The organism is Glaesserella parasuis (assembly GCF_002015085.1).
GTDB classification, from domain to species: Bacteria; Pseudomonadota; Gammaproteobacteria; order Enterobacterales; family Pasteurellaceae; genus Glaesserella; species Glaesserella parasuis.
In genome coordinates, this window is record NZ_MUXW01000003.1 from 12,663 (window position 1) to 29,366 (window position 16,704).

Genomic DNA, 16,704 nt, shown 5'->3' on the forward strand with positions numbered 1-16,704 from the left:
ATAAAATAACAAGCGGTGAGTTAGGGGGTTTTTATTTCTCCTGATTTTATCATCGACAACGCAGATTGAATACTACGCTCAATCGTAGGACGACGAGGGTCATCTTCAGGCATTAGCTTCAACATCATTCCCCACGTCATTGCCGCCATTTTATAGTCTTCCTGTTCAAACGCACGGAAAGCCAATAAGCTCAAGGCATTGGTATTTGTATGATCTGCCCTAATCACTTCTTTGAGCAATAACTCACCTTGTGATTTATCTTTTGGGTCTTCAGAGAACAATAAAATTTCAGCGTGGCGTAACTTATACTGCATATTCTCTGGTTTTAGTTTGCTCGCTTTAGCAAAGCTATCAAGAGCTAGCTGTCCATTATCCAACGCCATTCCTAACTGACCCAACATAAACCAATGTTTATCGTCATTCGGATTTTTTTGTAGCTCAACACGCAGTGCCATTGCAAATTGGTTCAGCTCTTGTTCTGAAAGGGGATCGGTTTCTTCCGTTTTTACTCTTTCATAAAAATAATCAAGCTTTTTGTGGCTCATTTCAAGCATTGTGCCACTAAACCACGAACCGATGTTCCAATAGATCCCAGCACTAATACCGCCAATCAATAAGATCAAGGTGATAAACCATAATTTGCCAAGATGTCCAAATGATTTCGCCGAACTTACCGCTTGTGCTTGATGTTCAGGAATATCATCAAGCAGGCTTTGTTGAAGTTCGAGCTTCGTCTGCTCGCTATCTTCAATAATTCCCGCTGCCGCTTCTTGTTCCACTTCTTTTAAACGGTCAAAATAGAATGCCTTATTCAGGTTATCACGCTTTTGTGCACTTAAATTTTGACGCTGTTTCAATAAAGGGTAGAACGCCACTACGCCAATAATCAGCGTAATAATCGTGACTAAAATCCAAAAATTCATTATTTATCCTTTTCGTTTAAAATCTGATTAAGGCGAGCTGTATCAACCACATTTGCATTTTTCTGCTCAGAACTGACCGCTTGTACACGCTTTTTACGTTTAAACATAATGCCTAAACCTACCCCAATTAATAATAACGGCATAAGCCAGAGTAGAATGGTCGCTGGTGTGATAGGCGGATCATAGGTAACGAAATTACCATAACGTTCCACCATATAGCCAACGACTTCATCTTTACTTTTACCTTGTTTCAATAGCTCAAGGGTTTTGTTACGCATATCTGTCGCAATGGTTGCATTTGAATCTGCAATATTGTTATTTTGACATTGGGGACAACGTAGCTCTTGGATTAACGCACGATAATCAGATTCTTGCTGTGCATTATCAAATTGCTGAATATCCGTCGAAGCTATGCTTAATGCGGAGACAAGCAATAAGAGTGCAAATAATTTCTTCATAGCCATTACTTCAATTTCTCATACATTGGTTTTAGCACTTCATTCCACACTTTTTCATTCACATCTCCTGTGTGGCGGTAATGAATTTTACCGTTACCATCAATAATAAAGGTTTCAGGCGCACCATAAACCCCTAAATCTAACCCTAAAGAGCCTTTTGGATCATAAACAATGGCTTTGTAAGGATCACCATAATCTTTTAAAAATTTTAAGGCCTTAGCACGCTCATCTTTATAATCTATCCCAACAATTTCAACCCCTTGTTTAGCAAGAACAGTTAAAAATTGGTGTTCAGCAAAACAAGTTGGACACCAGGTTGCCCATACGTTTAATAAGCGTGGCGTTCCTGTTTTAACCACAGATGAATCTAACATCTGTGTTGCTTCGTGTAACGATTCTAACTTAAATTCTGGGATCGTTTTACCTACGAGAGCAGACTCAAGTGCTTTTGGATCTTCTCCATTGGCATTGCGTTGAAGCTGAATAGTAAAGGTAATAATTAACCCTAAAAAAACAATCAGTGGAATAAGTAACTTGGCTTTCATCTGTTTTCCTTACACATAACAAAGGGCGTATATGAACGCCCTAATTTTTAGAGATTGATTTTACCTAAACGTTCACCCATTTTGGTTGGTTCGCCTGCTTTTAAGTGAGCTTCCAACTCCACAGCACCTTTCGGGAACAAATTAATCACCGTAGAGCCTAAACGGAATGCTCCCATTTCTTGCCCTTTTTTCAGATGTACTGCGGTTTCGCCTGTGGTGAGATATTCATAAACCGTCACCTCTTTTGCTCTTGGCGGATTGATTACTCCAGCCCAAACAGTACTCATACTTGCGGTAATGGTTGCTCCTACAAGGATTTGCACCATAGGACCAAATGCCGTTTCAAATTCACAAATCACACGTTCGTTACGCGCAAAAAGATTTGGAACGTGTTCTGCTAAAAATGGATTGACCGAAAACAGCTCACCAGGCACATAGATCATCTTACGCAACGTTGCATCGCACGGCATATGCACACGATGATAATCTCTTGGCGATAAATAAGTGGTAATAAAATTGCCGTTTTTGAATTTATCTGCCAGATTAAGATCATTAGCAAGTAATGTTTCTAAGCTAAATTGGTGACCTTTCGCTTGTAATAATTGGTTCTCTTCAATTTTACCCAACTCACTCACACGACCGTCCGCAGGTAAACAGAGTGCTTGCGGATCTTGGTTAATCGGACGAGCATTTTCCTTTAATGGGCGAATAAAAAATTCATTGAATGACGAATAATCAGAAGCCTTGTTTTTTTCTGCTTCTGCTAAATTGACTTGGTATTTTTTCGCAAAAACATTGATGATGAAATGAGTGATTGCCCCCCATTTACGTTCCGCCAGCCAGCCTGCGGTTTGGGTTAAATATAGCTGTGGCATCATATATTGAAACGCGATTTTGGCACGTTGTGCGTAGGTTGGCGCTGGGTAGGATTTTAATTGCATTGCAGTATCCGATGAATAAATAAGTTAAAGGAATAAAAGTATAGCAAATGCACGGAAGAATGAGTAGATACAATGAGACACAACAAACTATATTTTCTAAATTAAATGCAGAAAACAAAGCGTATTAGCAGAGTAAAAAATGTTTAACAGCACGAGATATAGCCCCCCTAAAAGTCCCCATTGTTTCTTATACCTTGACATACCAATCTTTTTTCTGCGATGGGTCAAGTAGGGTAGTTAATAGGCTTGCCAGTAAATCCACACTGAGAACAAAAATACCAATCGCAAGCACGCCTGCGGAAATCGCATTGTAATCTTTTAGTGCAAGGGCATTAACTATCCAACGTCCTACGCCTCCCCAGCTCACCACATTTTCGACAAGCATAGCAAAGGCGAAAATTAAAGTGATATTTCTTGCGATCATCGGAATAAGTGGAGGCAAGGTATTGCGTAAAATATGCACCCACCAGATTTTAAGTGGCGACCAGCCTCGTGTACGAGCGACTTTGACATAATTTTGTTTCAGCACATATTCCGTACGTTGTTTTGTCATTCGGATAATTTCTAACGTCGCTGGCACGGCTAATACAAGGGTAGGCAGTGCAAGATGATGCAAGGCGCTTTGCATCATTTTTAATTTATGTGGTGTATCTGAAAGAAAAATATCTAAAATTTTAACGCCTGTGATTGTTGGCACCGCATAAATGGGGTGGAGTTCGCCGACAGCTGAAATTGCCCAATGATGGCTAGAAGCATACGCCAATAAGACAATGGCAAGCCAAAATACAGGCACAGCAAGGCTTAATGACCCCAGTGAGCCTAACAGTTTGCCAATCATATTTTGCCGTTGTAGCGCCGCAAAAAAGCCAAGCGGAATGCCTAGCATCAACGAAAGTAACATAGCCGATAAACAGAGCGAGATCGTGGCTGGAAAGACATTTAAAATTAATTTCGTTAAAGGCTCACCTGTCATTTCGCTAACGCCTAAATTCCCTTCAAGCAATTGTTGCAAATAAATTACATATCCTGAGAAGCCTTGTTCAATGACAGAATAATGCGGATTTCTCAGCAAAATAAAATAACTGATAAGCGATAAAATCATCAGTGAAATGATGATTAACAAGAGCTTACGAATAAGAACGAACAACATTTTATTTCACCTTAATGTCAGATAATTTAACCTGCCCAAACGCACTGATTTTGACATTCTTAACGCTGTTATTGGCAACTAACAACCGTTTGACATTCACCAAAGGTAACAGCGGTAAGCGTTCTTCAAGTAGAGTTTGAAGTTGTTGATAATATTGCATTCGGCTTTGTGGATCTTCAGCGGTTCTTGCTAATTTAAGCAATTCATCAAATTCCACGCTACACCAATTAGATAGATTGGTCACCGCATCTTGCAAGCGACAACTTAAAATCGAAGAGAGAAAACTATCAGGATCAAAATTATTGGCTAACCAACCACTTAGAATTAAATCATAATCTGCCTGATGATTTTCAAGTTGCTGAGTTAAGTAGGCTCGGCTCACTTGGCGAACATTGAGTGTAATCCCCACTTTCGCCAACTCTGCACGCAGATATTCCGCCATTTTTAACGGGTGCAAGTGATAAACACGTTTCTCATCAATTACCCATAGCGTTAAGCGGTCTGTTTCCTCCATTTTTTTACTCGTATCAGGCGGATAATAAGGGTAGCTTGTTGGATTTTCTTGCGCATACAACGCCTTCGGCAGTACATTTTGTGGTACTTCAGCAACGCCGTAAAACAGAATACGCGCCAGACGCTCACGATCAATACTTGTCGCAATTTTTTGGCGTAATGCTGGATCTTTCATTTTATCTTGGCGGAAATTAAAGGCTAAAAAGGCAAGGTTTGCCCCAGCCGTTTCAATTACATAGCCTTGCGTTTTATCCAAAATAGAGAGCTGACTTGGTTCTGGAAAGGCAGAAATATCGCACTCGTTGTTCAAAAACTTTGCCATTCTCCCTGTGCCAGAGGTAGAGAAATCCACCACTAAATTACTGATATTGGCTTTTTTGCCCCAATAGCGAGGATTAGGCTGTAAGCGAACAAAATCGTTTTGTACATAATTATCAAGCTGATATACCCCCGTGCCAACAGGCAGAATATCGAGTTGCATTAGATTATCATCGGCATTGAGTTGTAAGGCATACTCTTTCGATAAAATCACCGCATACTGACTGGCAAGATGGGCCAAAATTAAGCTATCAGGCTGTGCCAAACGAATTTTAACGATATGCGATGAAGGCGCTGAAATCTCGACGATCTGATTAGCAAGATCGACACTTTCAAAATAAGAGAAATGGGTGCGGTCTGCAATTCGGTGACGAACTTGATGTAGTACTTCTCGATTAAGCTCAGGCAGTTCCCCAACTTTGCCTAAAATTCGATTTAAAGAAAAGATCACATCTTCACTTGTCAAATAGCGTGTTGGCGTAAACCATTTTGTATGATGAAAAGAGACTTTTTTGCGTAAATATAACGTAATGGTTAAACCGTCCTCACTCATTTCAAAGCGTTCTGCAAGGGCAGGCTTCAGCTGGTTTTGTTCGGGATCAAATTCAATCAGTTTGTCGTAAATCTGTTCTGTAACGACATTCATATTTGAACCAACATCGGCTTTTTGAGGATTAAAAGAAAAACCAGAGGCACTGGTACAGTAAACCAGACTGTCTGTCAGTAACGCTTGTGGAATTTTAGGAGATGCGTAAGCGGTGAGATATGTGCCTAAAAATGCAAATCCCCATAGCATAAGTTGTTTCATCATTTGCTGATCCCATAACTCCGCAATTTATTGGCAATTGCAGTATGTGAAACACCTAAGCGTTGAGCCAATTTACGCGTACTTGGATATTCCGCATAGAACTTGCGTAACAGTGAGGCTTCAAAACGATTAACCAGCTCTTCTAATGAACCTTGCTCTAAATGTGAAATTTCAAAATGGCTTGGTACCGTTTCAGGCAAGTTAAGATCACTCGCTTTAAGTTGATCGGTAGCTAAAGAGCAAGCTCGATAAATTGCATTATAAAGTTCGCGTAAATTTCCAGACCAATGATAGGCTTGCAGAGCTTTGATAAAATGTTCATCGTAAAGCGGTTTACGAATGCCTAGTTGCTGACTGATTTGGGTAATAAAGTGATCGGTCAGTAGCATTAAATCCCCTTGTCTTTCACGCAACGGCGGTAAATTCAAGGTAAGCACATTCAAGCGATGGTATAAATCTTCGCGTACTTTTCCTTCCGCAACTAAGGTCGCAAGCGGTTTTTGTGATGTACAAATAACACGCACATCAACTTGAATTTCTTTATCTTCACCTACGCGGCGAAATGATCCATCATTCAAAAAACGTAATAATTTGCCTTGCATTTCAAGGGATAGTTCTGCAACCGAGTCGAGCAATACTGTTCCGCCATTGGCATACTCAAAAAAGCCAACGTGCGTACGGTCGCCACCGTGATGTCCAAACATTTCGCTCTCAGCCTCTTCTTCAGGCAATCCAGCACAATTAACGGCAATGAATTTTTGATCCCGACGAAAACTAAATTGGTGGCACGCTTTGGCAAACAAATCTTTACCTGTTCCCGTTTCGCCTTGAATAAGCAAAGGCACATTGAGTGTCGCAAATTTCTTGGCTTGTTCAATCACCGCTTTCATTTTGGCACTCTTCGTCAAAATATGATCGAAATCACTGTTTTGATTTGCCATAAATTGACGTAAATCGAGTTGCATTGTTTGCTGAGATTGCAGGGTAACAACATACCCAAGCGGTCGGTTTTGTGCCGCCTCCCACAATTCAATCGGCAGTAAATCCATTCGCCATACTTGATCATTAAATTGAATAGGGTGAGAAATTGGCTGTAACGTTGTCGGTAAAATAGAACGACCTTGTTGCAAAACCCACTGATACCATTTGGTGCGATTGAGATTGACGATAATTTCGTTGAGATCAACGCCTTCAAGAGAAAGAATTTGCTCTTGTTTTTTCTTAGGTAGCGACTGGCGATAAATCGGTAATAAAACTTTACAGGCTTGAGAATTAGCAAAGGCAATTTTACCGTTGAGATCAAGCGATAAAACAGGATTAGGCAACGCCTCAATTAAGGCTCTCAACTCAAGATTTTTACGTTCTTGTGGAAGATGATGAATTTCTTGAACAGCAGTAATACTTGGAATTTTCTTCAACTGTTTGACAAAATTAGCTTGCTGGCTAGTCTCCATTGCTTCAGTACGCAAATAAACAAGCCCTTTTTCGCCTAATTTTTGCAGTTCGATCCCTTCTAAATTTATGCCTTGCGTTGCCAATAAACTTAAAATATCTTGAGCAACGCCCACACGTTCAATACACTCAATCGCAAATCGCATCTTCTCTTCCTTTTGTAAAATAAGCCTTTGATCTGTCCGCTTATGATACTCCGAAAAAAGAATTTTGGAAATTTTTGTTTACAATATAGTAAGACAAGAATGGATTAACTATTATTGTAGGGAGAAAAATCTAGGCTATACTTGTAATCATCTTATCTTCTCCAAATAATTTCACATTCTACTTTTAACTGCTCCATTGGCTTTCCTTGCAACTTTTGGCGTATCAGATTAAACAGCGAAAATGCAATTTGTTGATGATTCTGTTTAATCGAATGAATATGAAACGGCAGAGCGTTAAGTAAATCGTGATCATCAAAAGTGGCTAAATGTAATTGACCGTTCAACAGTTTATCCATTTGCTTGTGTTCAGTGAGGTAACGTAGAACACCTTCCAAAATGGTATAAGACGCGGTAAATACTGCTTCAGGCAAACGCCCTAAACGTTCAACCAGCTCTGCCATCAACTGATAACCCGATTCAGGTTGGTAATTTTTATGTAAAATCCAACCGCTTTCTTCTTGTAAGTTACCTTGCTTTAAGCCTTGGCGAAAACCAGCTAAACGAGATTCACTAGGAGAAAGTGAGCATTGACCGCCAAAATAAAAATATTCTTTAAGTTGATAGCGTTGGATCGTTAGAGATACTAGTTCTGCAATTTTTTCGGTATCAGCACTAATCACATAACCTAATTCAAGTTGAGGAACATAGCGGTCAAGTTGTAATAGAAGAGTGTGCTTTAATACGGATTTATAGTATTTTGGATCTTGATGTGTTGGAGCGGTAATTAAGAGATCAATTTGACGGTCAAGTAAACGATCTATCGCTTGTTTCTCCTGTTGAGGATTATCATCAGAACAAGCAATGACTAAGTACAAACCATTCTCTCGGCACAATTTCTCTAAAGTCTTTGCTGTAGAGGCAAAGCCATAATTGGTTAAATCAGGAATGACCAGACCAATAACATTGGTGCGACGTAGTTTAAGTGCTTTTGCATAAGCATTTGCACGATAACCGTGCTGTTTTGCGATTTCTTCAACTTTTTGGCGGGTTTCAGGCTTAATGCGAAATTGTTCTGCCTGCCCATTTAAGATCATACTTGCTGTGGTTTTTGATACACCCGCAAGTTGTGCAATATCATTGAGGGTTAAGCGTTTCCGTGACGACTTAATTTCCATATATTCTCCCTTATTTAAGATGTGTATTTTATTTCTTTATTTTTGGGAAGAATTATAGCTGATTTATCTTCTCATCGGTAATGAAATGAAAAAGGAAGCTTATTGCTTCCCTTTCCTGTTAAGACAGATTAATCCGCCAACTTCGTACCATATAAGTAAGTATAACCAAATGGGCTTTGTTTATAGTCTTGAACACGTTTACTTGTTGGGGCAAAGTTAATTGAGTGTGCTACGTTGATCCAAGGGGCTTGTTCTTTTAACAATACCTGTGCTTGTTCATAAATTTTGGCACGCTCTGCCTTGTCAGATAAACCAACCGCTTTGTGTAATAACGCATCTAATTCAGGATTTTTGAGGCGAGCGTAGTTACTGTTACCCACGTTTTCACTACCGAATAATGGCGATAAGAAGTTATCAGGATCACCATTATCTGCCGACCAACCGTAAGTACCAGCTGTTAATTCACCTGCTTTAGTACGCTTGATGTAGTCGCCCCACTCATAGCTAACCAGTTTTGATTTCACGCCCACTTTTTCCCAGTCGCTTTGCACTAATTCCGCCATACGACGTGGGTTCGGGTTAGAAGCACGCACCACAGGCTGTACCCAAATATCCGTTTCAAAACCATTTTCAAAGCCAGCTTCTTTTAATAACTGTTTTGCTTTTTCTGGGCTATATTCATAACCTGTAATTTCGTTATTATAGCCCCAAATTGTTGGTGGAAGTGGGTTTTTCGCAGCAACACCAGCTCCACGATAAACGGCATCAATGATGGCATTTTTATCTACCGCATAGTTTAATGCTTGACGTACTTTCACATTATCAAATGGCGCTTTTTCAGTATTGAACGCAATATATGCGATATTTAACCCTTCTTGAGAATGTAAATTCACTTTTGGATCGGTTTTCATCTTTTCAAGATCCGCTGCATTTGGGAAATCAATTAAGTCACAAGCACCCGCTTGTAATTTTGCATAACGAGCCGTAGCATCAGGGACAATTTCAAAGATCAAGCGGTCAATATCGGCTTTTCCTTTCCAATACTCTTTATGTGCTAAATAACGGCTTTTTTGATCCACTTGATAGCCTGCAAACACAAACGGACCAGTACCAATAGGGGTTGTATCAATGGTTTCTGGTTTGCCTGCCGCTAACATTTTATCTGCATATTCCGCTGAATAAATCGAGATGAAGTCCATACCTAAACTTGCTAGGAATGTCGCATCTTGGCGATTTAAAGTAATTTTCACTGTATGTTCATCAACTTTTTCCACTGATTTCAACAATGTTGGGAATTTCATTGCTTTGAAGTACGGATAAGTTGCTTTAGATACATTGTGATATGGGTGATTTGGATCTAACTGACGTTGAAATGAGAATACTACGTCGTCCGCATTAAAATCACGACTTGGGGTAAACTCTTTATTTGAGTGGAATTTCACACCTTTACGCAAATTAAAGGTATAAGTTAAACCATCATCACTCACTCTCCAGCTTTCTGCAAGAGCAGGTTCAATATCTGTTGAACCACGTTTGAACTCAACAAGGCGGTTATACACTTGTTGTGAACTTGCATTATACGAAATCCCGTCCATCACTAATGCAGGGCTAAAGCCTGTTGGTGAACGGCTAACACAGTTAATGAACGTTTTATCTGCGGCTTGAGCAACGGTTGAAACCAATAACGTTGCAGCTAAGAGAGAGAATTTTGTATTTAATTTCATAATATCTCCAATAAAGAGTGAAAAATTGCGAGTAAGATACTGATTATTTTATTGAAGGTAAAGAACAAAAATGTGGTCTTTATAACAAAATGATATAAAAAACTCACCGCTTGCGTAAACAAGCGGTGAGTTTCTTTCCATTATTTACTAGCGAAATTCAGCCATTAACTCACCCGCTTTTTGCACCATTGCTGTTGAACCCACAAAGAACGGCACACGTTGATGTAGTTCTGTCGGTTTAATATCTAAAATCGGATTAAATCCGTCTGTCGCCATACCACCAGCTTGTTCAGCTAAAAATGCCATCGGGTTGCCTTCGTAAAGTAGGCGTAATTTACCGTTCGGGTGGCTTTTCGTACTTGGATAAATGTAGATACCGCCTTTTAACAAGTTACGGTGGAAGTCTGAAACCAATGAGCCGATATAACGAGAAGAGTATGGGCGCCCCGTTGCTTTATCTTCTTCTTGGCAGAATTTAATGAATTTCTTCACGCCCTCTGGGAATTTGAGATATTGCCCTTCGTTAATCGAATAATATTTGCCTTCAAACGGCATTTTCATATTTGGGTGAGAGAGAATGAACAAACCTAAAGAAGGATCATAGGTAAAGCCGTTTACGCCATTACCCGTCGTATAAACTAACATTGTTGATGAACCATAGGTCACATAGCCTGCTGCAACCTGTTTACGTCCAGGCTGTAAGAAATCATCCATCGTCACTGGTGTACCAATCGGTGATACACGTTTGTAGATCGAAAAGATTGTTCCGACAGACACATTCACATCAATGTTGGACGAACCATCAAGGGGATCTGTCATTAGAATGTATTTTGCATTTCGACCACGTTCTGTATCAAACGCCACGAAAGTATCATCTTCTTCAGATGCAAATCCTGCCACATCGCCACGAGCAATTAATGCTTTTTTCATTGTTTCGTTGGCAAATACATCGAGCTTCATCTGGGTTTCGCCCTGAATGTTTTCATCGCCAGATACACCTAAAATATCTTGGGTTAAACCTGCTCGGTTAATATCACGGTGAATGATTTTGGCTGACAAACGAATGGACGATAGAATACCACTGAGTTCCCCCGTAGCTCCTGGATATTCTGCTTGGCGTTCAACAATAAATTCGCCTAATGTTTTCATTTTTTATCTCCTTATTAGCTATTCAATGCAGTTTGCTTTATTATACTCGCCCATTGAAGCTCTGTTTTCGAGTAAAGTTTTGTTTTGTGATACTGTTCACAATTTTTATGTAAGGAATGCTATGAAACAGCAACATATTCATATTTTAGGGATCTGTGGAACCTTTATGGGTGGCGTGGCGATTATTGCAAGGGAGTTAGGTTATAGAGTCACAGGGTCAGATACCAATGTTTATCCACCAATGAGTACCTTTTTGGAAAAAAGTGGCATTGAAATTATCCCCCATTACGATATTGCACAGCTCGATCCTGTTCCCGATATGATTATTATCGGCAATGCGATTAGCCGTGGTAATCCTTGCGTAGAACATATCTTAAATCACCGCTTGCCATACACTTCAGGGCCACAATGGCTAAGAGATCATTTACTCAAAGATCGTTGGGTGCTTGCCGTTTCAGGCACACACGGCAAAACCACCACAACGGGAATGTTAAGCTGGATTTTAGATCAAGCTGGCATTGATACGGGTTTCTTAATCGGCGGTGTGGCAGGCAACTTTGGTATTTCTGCTCGTGCAGGCTCAAGCGATTTCTTTGTGATTGAAGCGGACGAATATGATTCAGCCTTTTTTGATAAACGTTCTAAATTCGTACATTACAATCCAAAAACTTTAATTATTAATAACATTGATTTTGACCACGCAGATATTTTTGATGATTTAAAAGCAATTCAACGCCAGTTCCATCATCTTATCCGCACAATGCCACAAAATGGCTGCATTTTGTCTGCAACATCAGATGAAAATGTCCAAAACACCTTAAAAATGGGCTGTTATAGCGAGCAGCAATTTATCGGACAAAATCAAGAATGGTTTGCAGAGCCGTTAAGTTCAGACTATTCTCATTTTGCGATTTACCATAAACAGCAAAAAGCAGGAGAAGTGAAATGGAACTTGCTTGGTGCTCACAATATGCACAACGGCTTAATGGCGATTGCTGCAGCACATCACGCGGGGGTAAGCGTTGAGCAAGCCTGTTTAGGTTTAAACAGCTTTATCAATGCCAACCGTCGTTTAGAAGTCAAAGGGGAAGTGAATGGCATTACCGTTTATGATGATTTTGCCCACCACCCAACCGCTATTTTAGCAACCATCGACGCACTTCGTGGCAAAGTAGGTAAAGAACAACGCATTTTAGCGGTATTAGAGCCTCGTTCAAACACAATGAAAATGGGCGTTCACAAAGAGGAAATTGCCCCATCGTTGAAAGACGCTGATGCCGTCTTTGTTTATCAACCCGATACCATTCCGTGGCAAGTCAGCACGATTACAGATGCACTAAGCCAGCCGGCACAATGGTCGACAAGCCTAGATGAATTAGTGGAATTGATTGTCAAGGAAGCTAAACCAACGGATCATATTTTAGTGATGAGTAATGGGGCATTTGGCGGGATTCATCAGAAGTTATTAGAGAGACTACCTTTTTCGTTAGTAGCCGCAAACATTGTATAAAATACATTCAATGTTATTTATGGTACGTTATTTACTTTTGCCTTTCTATTTTTCTCTTAAAATGCCATAATGACTCGCTTTTTCTGTCTATTGAATTTTACTGAATAAAATTGTAGAAAATCAGACAAAAGTACCGCTTGCAACGGTTAAAAATGCAAATATCGTGATTGATTATGCGGTCAGATTTTGAGTGTAAGACATAAAACAGATCACCTTAGATCATAGGGTTCACGTCAGTTTGTCCTTAGACAGTCGGGAGATTGACAGATTAGCAAAAATACAAACCCGAACCCTATGAATAGCACTAACAAAAATAAAATGAGAAAACACAATGAAAAGAATGTTAATCAATGCAACTCAAAAAGAAGAGTTGCGTGTTGCCCTTGTTGATGGGCAACGACTGTTCGACTTGGATATTGAAAGCCCAGGACACGAACAAAAGAAAGCGAATATCTACAAAGGTAAAATTACCCGTGTTGAACCCAGTCTTGAAGCAGCATTCGTTGATTACGGTGCAGAGCGTCACGGTTTCCTTCCGTTAAAAGAGATTTCTCGTGAATACTTCCCTCAAGGTTATGTATTCCAAGGTCGCCCAAACATAAAAGATATTATTCAAGAAGGGGCGGAAGTTATTGTTCAAGTCAGCAAGGAAGAGCGTGGTAATAAAGGGGCGGCTTTAACGACCTTTATCTCTTTGGCTGGTAGCTATCTTGTTTTAATGCCAAATAACCCTCGTGCTGGCGGTATTTCTCGTCGTATTGAAGGGGACGAGCGTTTAGAGCTGAAAGAAGCGTTAGATTGCTTAGATGTACCTGAAGATGTGGGTTTAATTGTGCGTACTGCTGGGGTGGGTAAATCCCCTGAAGAGCTACAATGGGACTTAAAAGTTTTATTACATCACTGGGAGGCAATCAAAAAAGCGGCAGAATCTCTCCCTGCACCGTTCTTAATTCATCAAGAAAGTGATGTGATTGTGCGTGCAATCCGTGATTATCTTCGTCGTGATATTGGTGAGATTTTGATCGATAATCGTAAGGTATTTGAGAAAGCAAAAAATCATATCCGCCTTGTGCGTCCTGATTTTATCAACCGTGTTCGCCTGTATGAAGGTGAAGTACCGTTGTTCAGTCACTATCAAATCGAATCCCAAATCGAATCAGCATTCCAACGTGAAGTGCGTTTGCCGTCAGGCGGTTCTATTGTGATTGATGTAACCGAAGCATTGACAGCTATCGACATCAACTCATCTCGTGCGACCCGTGGTGGAGACATTGAAGAAACAGCATTAAATACCAACTTAGAAGCGGCAGACGAAATTGCTCGTCAGTTACGTTTGCGTGACTTGGGCGGTTTAATCGTGATCGACTTTATTGATATGACCCCAGTTCGTCATCAACGTGAAGTGGAAAATCGTATCCGTGAAGCGACACGCCAAGATCGTGCAAGAATCCAGTTTGGACGCATTTCTCGTTTCGGATTACTTGAAATGAGCCGTCAGCGTTTAAGTCCATCATTAAGTGAAGCGTCATCACACGTTTGCCCTCGCTGTCAAGGTACAGGAAAAATTCGTGATAACGAGTCGATTGCACTCTCCATTTTACGTTTATTAGAAGAAGAAGCGATTAAAGAAAACTCAGTACAGGTTCACGCTATTGTGCCTGTGGAAATTGCTTCGTACTTATTAAATGAAAAACGTAAGGCGATTAGCGACATTGAAAAACGCCACGATGTCCAAGTGATTGTTGTACCAACCGAAAGTATGGAAACCCCACACTTTAGCGTATATCGCCTGCGTGAGAATGAGATCGTTCCAACCTTAAGTTACGATTTAGCGAAACGCTACCAAGAACAAGATGAAGAAAATCACATTCATCATCACCATTCGGAAGAAGCGTTGGTTAGCCGTAATAAGCCAGTGATTACCGTTGAATCAGTATTACAAAGTTCAGAGTTAAATTTACAGCCTGCACCAACACCAGTTGAGCCAGCAAAACCTTCGTTAATCAGTCGAATTATTGCGAAAATCAAAGCAATGTTTGCAAGCGAAGAGAAAGAACCTGAGAAGAAGCAAGGTAAAGGTAAGGCTCGTAACCAGCGTGAACGTCGTCAGCAACGCCGTGAAAAACCAAACCGCAACGAACGCCAAGAGCGTAAAAACACGGTCGTTGAAGCAACGAAAGAAGCTGAAGTCGTTCCAGTAGAGCCTAAGAAACGTCGTGAAATTGTAGAAGAAGTGGCAGGTGTTTCAGTTCCGCAACAGCGTGAAGCGAAAGTGGCTGAGCGTCGCCAACGTCGTGACTTACGTAAGAAAGTGCGAATTGAAACTGCAGAACATTCAGCGGAAATTACCGCTTCTTTACCACCAGCAGAAGAGAATGCGGCTGATTCATTTGTGGCAGAGCCTGTGGTGACTACAGTAAATGCAGAGATGCCTTTGGAAACTTCAGAGCCTGTAGTAGAAGAACGTACAGAGCAACGTGAGCCTCGCCAACGCCGTTTACCTCGCCATTTACGCGTAGGCAATCAGCGTCGTCGTGAGCGTCGTGAGGAAGTAAAAGCAGTAATGCCATTAACTTCGGCTGTCGCTTCGCCTGAACTTGCAAGCGGTAAGGTTTGGATTAAATTTAGCGAAATGCCAAAAGCTGTTGCGGAAGAGAAACCTCGTTTCTTATCTGTTGATGAGATGTTACAACAGCAAGAACAGCCAGTTCAATCTGTAGCAAGAGAAGTAGCTGAACCCGTAAAAGAGGAAGCTAACACTCAGGCTCATCAAGATTCAGCGGTGCCATTTGGTTATTTCGTAACTCAAAGTTCAGATCGTGATTTAGTCAAAGACAACCACAAACGTCGTACGAAAGTTGAAGCAGAATCCACAGAAGTTGATCCGAAAGCAGTGGCTTTATCGGCTAAACCATTCGGGCTTGTGGTTTCTCAACCGACTAACCGAGATTTAGTTAAAGAAAATCACGAACGTCGCCATATTAAATTGGAAGAGCTAGGGCCTCAAGCGGTCGAATCTGAGCAGAAAGTTGCAGCTCCGATTCCAGAACCGATTAAGGTTTATCAAAGTCAATATCAGTTTGAAGGGAAACTAGGCACATTCTCTCGTGTTGCACATACGCAAGTAGAAATGACGGTTGCAGCAGCACCAGCGGAAGAAATTGCCTTAATTCAAGCAAAAGAGTGGCAGAACTCAAAATACTATTTCTACGGAAAAGGCTTTGGCGGACATAGTAGTGCAGTGAGCCACGTTTATTCTGCACCGAGGGTTGCAAAAATAAAAGGTTGATCTTTAATCACTTGTAAATGCTTAGGGAACTAATTCCTAAGTATTTACTCTAAATGTGGCAATTTAAACCTTAATTTATAGGAATTATTTTTATGAAAAAATCTTTATTAACCGCTTTAGTTTTAGGTGCAGCAACGCTTTCTTTAACCGCTTGTGATCAAGCAAAAGAGAAAGTTGCTGAGGTAAAACAAACAACAGAAACTAAAGTAGAAGAAACTAAACAATTAGTTGAAACTAAAGTGGACGGGTTAAAAGATGCAGTATCTCTTCCAATTGAAGAGGTAAAACAATTAGTTGAAACTAAAGTGGATGGGATAAAGGACGCAGTGTCTTCTCAGACTGAAGAAGCAACACCAGTCATAGATACTAAATAATATTTGTCCATTTCGTATAATTGAAATGAAATATACTTCTCTATAAACAAAATTCAATAAGATTGATATTTAGATATTGAGGAGTAATTTATGTAAATACCGGTTTTTGAGATTATTAGAAAATCGGTATTTTTTCTTTGCAAGAATAAAAGTATTGAAGTATTTTTAAGAATTTATAGATACATACTTCGTTTTTATACATGTTTTCTAAAACCAAGTTACCAGTTGG

At 40.2% G+C, this 16,704-nt stretch carries 13 protein-coding genes; 3 read left to right on the forward strand and 10 right to left on the reverse strand.

The window, feature by feature from the left end; genetic code table 11:
• Positions 1-20: 20 nt before the first annotated feature.
• From ccmI to fbp, 10 genes are all read right to left on the reverse strand, one after another.
• The gene (ccmI, locus tag B0183_RS01535) at positions 21-923 is read right to left on the reverse strand and encodes a c-type cytochrome biogenesis protein CcmI (protein WP_078208230.1); all 903 of its coding nucleotides are present in this window, start codon (positions 921-923) and stop codon (positions 21-23) included.
• Positions 923-1,381 carry a cytochrome c-type biogenesis protein gene (locus B0183_RS01540; protein WP_020997106.1) on the reverse strand — a complete coding sequence of 153 codons (459 nt, stop codon included), beginning with the start codon at positions 1,379-1,381 and terminating at the stop codon, positions 923-925. The genes ccmI and B0183_RS01540 overlap by 1 nt, the downstream gene beginning before the upstream one ends.
• A gap of 5 nt (positions 1,382-1,386) precedes the next feature.
• Positions 1,387-1,926: a DsbE family thiol:disulfide interchange protein gene (locus B0183_RS01545; RefSeq protein ID WP_021116207.1), complete on the reverse strand. Its 540-nt coding sequence runs from the start codon at positions 1,924-1,926 to the stop codon at positions 1,387-1,389.
• 47 nt (positions 1,927-1,973) lie between these two features.
• On the reverse strand, positions 1,974-2,867 hold the full coding sequence (gene asd / locus B0183_RS01550) for an archaetidylserine decarboxylase (RefSeq protein ID WP_042905445.1): 894 nt from the start codon (positions 2,865-2,867) through the stop codon (positions 1,974-1,976).
• 187 nt (positions 2,868-3,054) lie between these two features.
• Positions 3,055-4,017 (reverse strand): ABC transporter permease, encoded by a 963-nt coding sequence (locus tag B0183_RS01555; RefSeq protein WP_078208231.1) that lies wholly within the window; start codon positions 4,015-4,017, stop codon positions 3,055-3,057.
• A gap of 1 nt (position 4,018) precedes the next feature.
• The gene (locus B0183_RS01560) at positions 4,019-5,659 is read right to left on the reverse strand and encodes an ABC transporter substrate-binding protein (protein ID WP_021117347.1); all 1,641 of its coding nucleotides are present in this window, start codon (positions 5,657-5,659) and stop codon (positions 4,019-4,021) included.
• The gene (locus tag B0183_RS12585) at positions 5,656-6,597 is read right to left on the reverse strand and encodes a sigma 54-interacting transcriptional regulator (RefSeq protein WP_234701708.1); all 942 of its coding nucleotides are present in this window, start codon (positions 6,595-6,597) and stop codon (positions 5,656-5,658) included. Before B0183_RS12585 ends, B0183_RS01560 begins: the two co-directional genes overlap by 4 nt.
• Positions 6,598-7,406: 809 nt before the next feature.
• Positions 7,407-8,429 carry a LacI family DNA-binding transcriptional regulator gene (locus B0183_RS01570; RefSeq protein WP_005712203.1) on the reverse strand — a complete coding sequence of 341 codons (1,023 nt, stop codon included), beginning with the start codon at positions 8,427-8,429 and terminating at the stop codon, positions 7,407-7,409.
• Between the two features lie 128 nt (positions 8,430-8,557).
• Entirely contained in the window at positions 8,558-10,153 is a 1,596-nt protein-coding gene (locus B0183_RS01575) for an ABC transporter substrate-binding protein (RefSeq protein WP_078208232.1), read from the reverse strand.
• 147 nt (positions 10,154-10,300) lie between these two features.
• On the reverse strand, positions 10,301-11,302 hold the full coding sequence (gene fbp, locus B0183_RS01580) for a class 1 fructose-bisphosphatase (protein ID WP_021114086.1): 1,002 nt from the start codon (positions 11,300-11,302) through the stop codon (positions 10,301-10,303).
• Positions 11,303-11,423: 121 nt separating this feature from the next.
• Between fbp and mpl the strand changes: the two genes are divergently transcribed.
• The 3 genes from mpl to B0183_RS01595 all read left to right on the forward strand — a co-directional run bounded on the left by mpl (position 11,424) and on the right by B0183_RS01595 (position 16,475).
• Positions 11,424-12,812 (forward strand): UDP-N-acetylmuramate:L-alanyl-gamma-D-glutamyl-meso-diaminopimelate ligase, encoded by a 1,389-nt coding sequence (gene mpl / locus B0183_RS01585; protein ID WP_021114085.1) that lies wholly within the window; start codon positions 11,424-11,426, stop codon positions 12,810-12,812.
• A 331-nt stretch (positions 12,813-13,143) separates the two neighbouring features.
• Positions 13,144-16,101: a ribonuclease E gene (rne, locus tag B0183_RS01590; RefSeq protein ID WP_174221452.1), complete on the forward strand. Its 2,958-nt coding sequence runs from the start codon at positions 13,144-13,146 to the stop codon at positions 16,099-16,101.
• A gap of 92 nt (positions 16,102-16,193) precedes the next feature.
• Positions 16,194-16,475 carry a hypothetical protein gene (locus B0183_RS01595; RefSeq protein WP_021116200.1) on the forward strand — a complete coding sequence of 94 codons (282 nt, stop codon included), beginning with the start codon at positions 16,194-16,196 and terminating at the stop codon, positions 16,473-16,475.
• Positions 16,476-16,704: the final 229 nt, after the last annotated feature.

Bases quoted from the DNA above. Each gene is read 5' to 3' on its own strand.
- B0183_RS01560 (WP_021117347.1), bottom strand. From the start codon at position 5,659: ATGATGAAACAACTTATGCTATGGGGATTTGCATTTTTAGGCACATAT.
- B0183_RS01555 (WP_078208231.1), bottom strand. From the start codon at position 4,017: ATGTTGTTCGTTCTTATTCGTAAGCTCTTGTTAATCATCATTTCACTG.
- B0183_RS01575 (WP_078208232.1), bottom strand. From the start codon at position 10,153: ATGAAATTAAATACAAAATTCTCTCTCTTAGCTGCAACGTTATTGGTT.
- fbp (WP_021114086.1), bottom strand. From the start codon at position 11,302: ATGAAAACATTAGGCGAATTTATTGTTGAACGCCAAGCAGAATATCCA.
- mpl (WP_021114085.1), top strand. From the start codon at position 11,424: ATGAAACAGCAACATATTCATATTTTAGGGATCTGTGGAACCTTTATG.
- asd (WP_042905445.1), bottom strand. From the start codon at position 2,867: ATGCAATTAAAATCCTACCCAGCGCCAACCTACGCACAACGTGCCAAA.
- B0183_RS12585 (WP_234701708.1), bottom strand. From the start codon at position 6,597: ATGGCAAATCAAAACAGTGATTTCGATCATATTTTGACGAAGAGTGCC.
- ccmI (WP_078208230.1), bottom strand. From the start codon at position 923: ATGAATTTTTGGATTTTAGTCACGATTATTACGCTGATTATTGGCGTA.
- B0183_RS01570 (WP_005712203.1), bottom strand. From the start codon at position 8,429: ATGGAAATTAAGTCGTCACGGAAACGCTTAACCCTCAATGATATTGCA.
- B0183_RS01545 (WP_021116207.1), bottom strand. From the start codon at position 1,926: ATGAAAGCCAAGTTACTTATTCCACTGATTGTTTTTTTAGGGTTAATT.
- B0183_RS01595 (WP_021116200.1), top strand. From the start codon at position 16,194: ATGAAAAAATCTTTATTAACCGCTTTAGTTTTAGGTGCAGCAACGCTT.
- B0183_RS01540 (WP_020997106.1), bottom strand. From the start codon at position 1,381: ATGAAGAAATTATTTGCACTCTTATTGCTTGTCTCCGCATTAAGCATA.
- rne (WP_174221452.1), top strand. From the start codon at position 13,144: ATGAAAAGAATGTTAATCAATGCAACTCAAAAAGAAGAGTTGCGTGTT.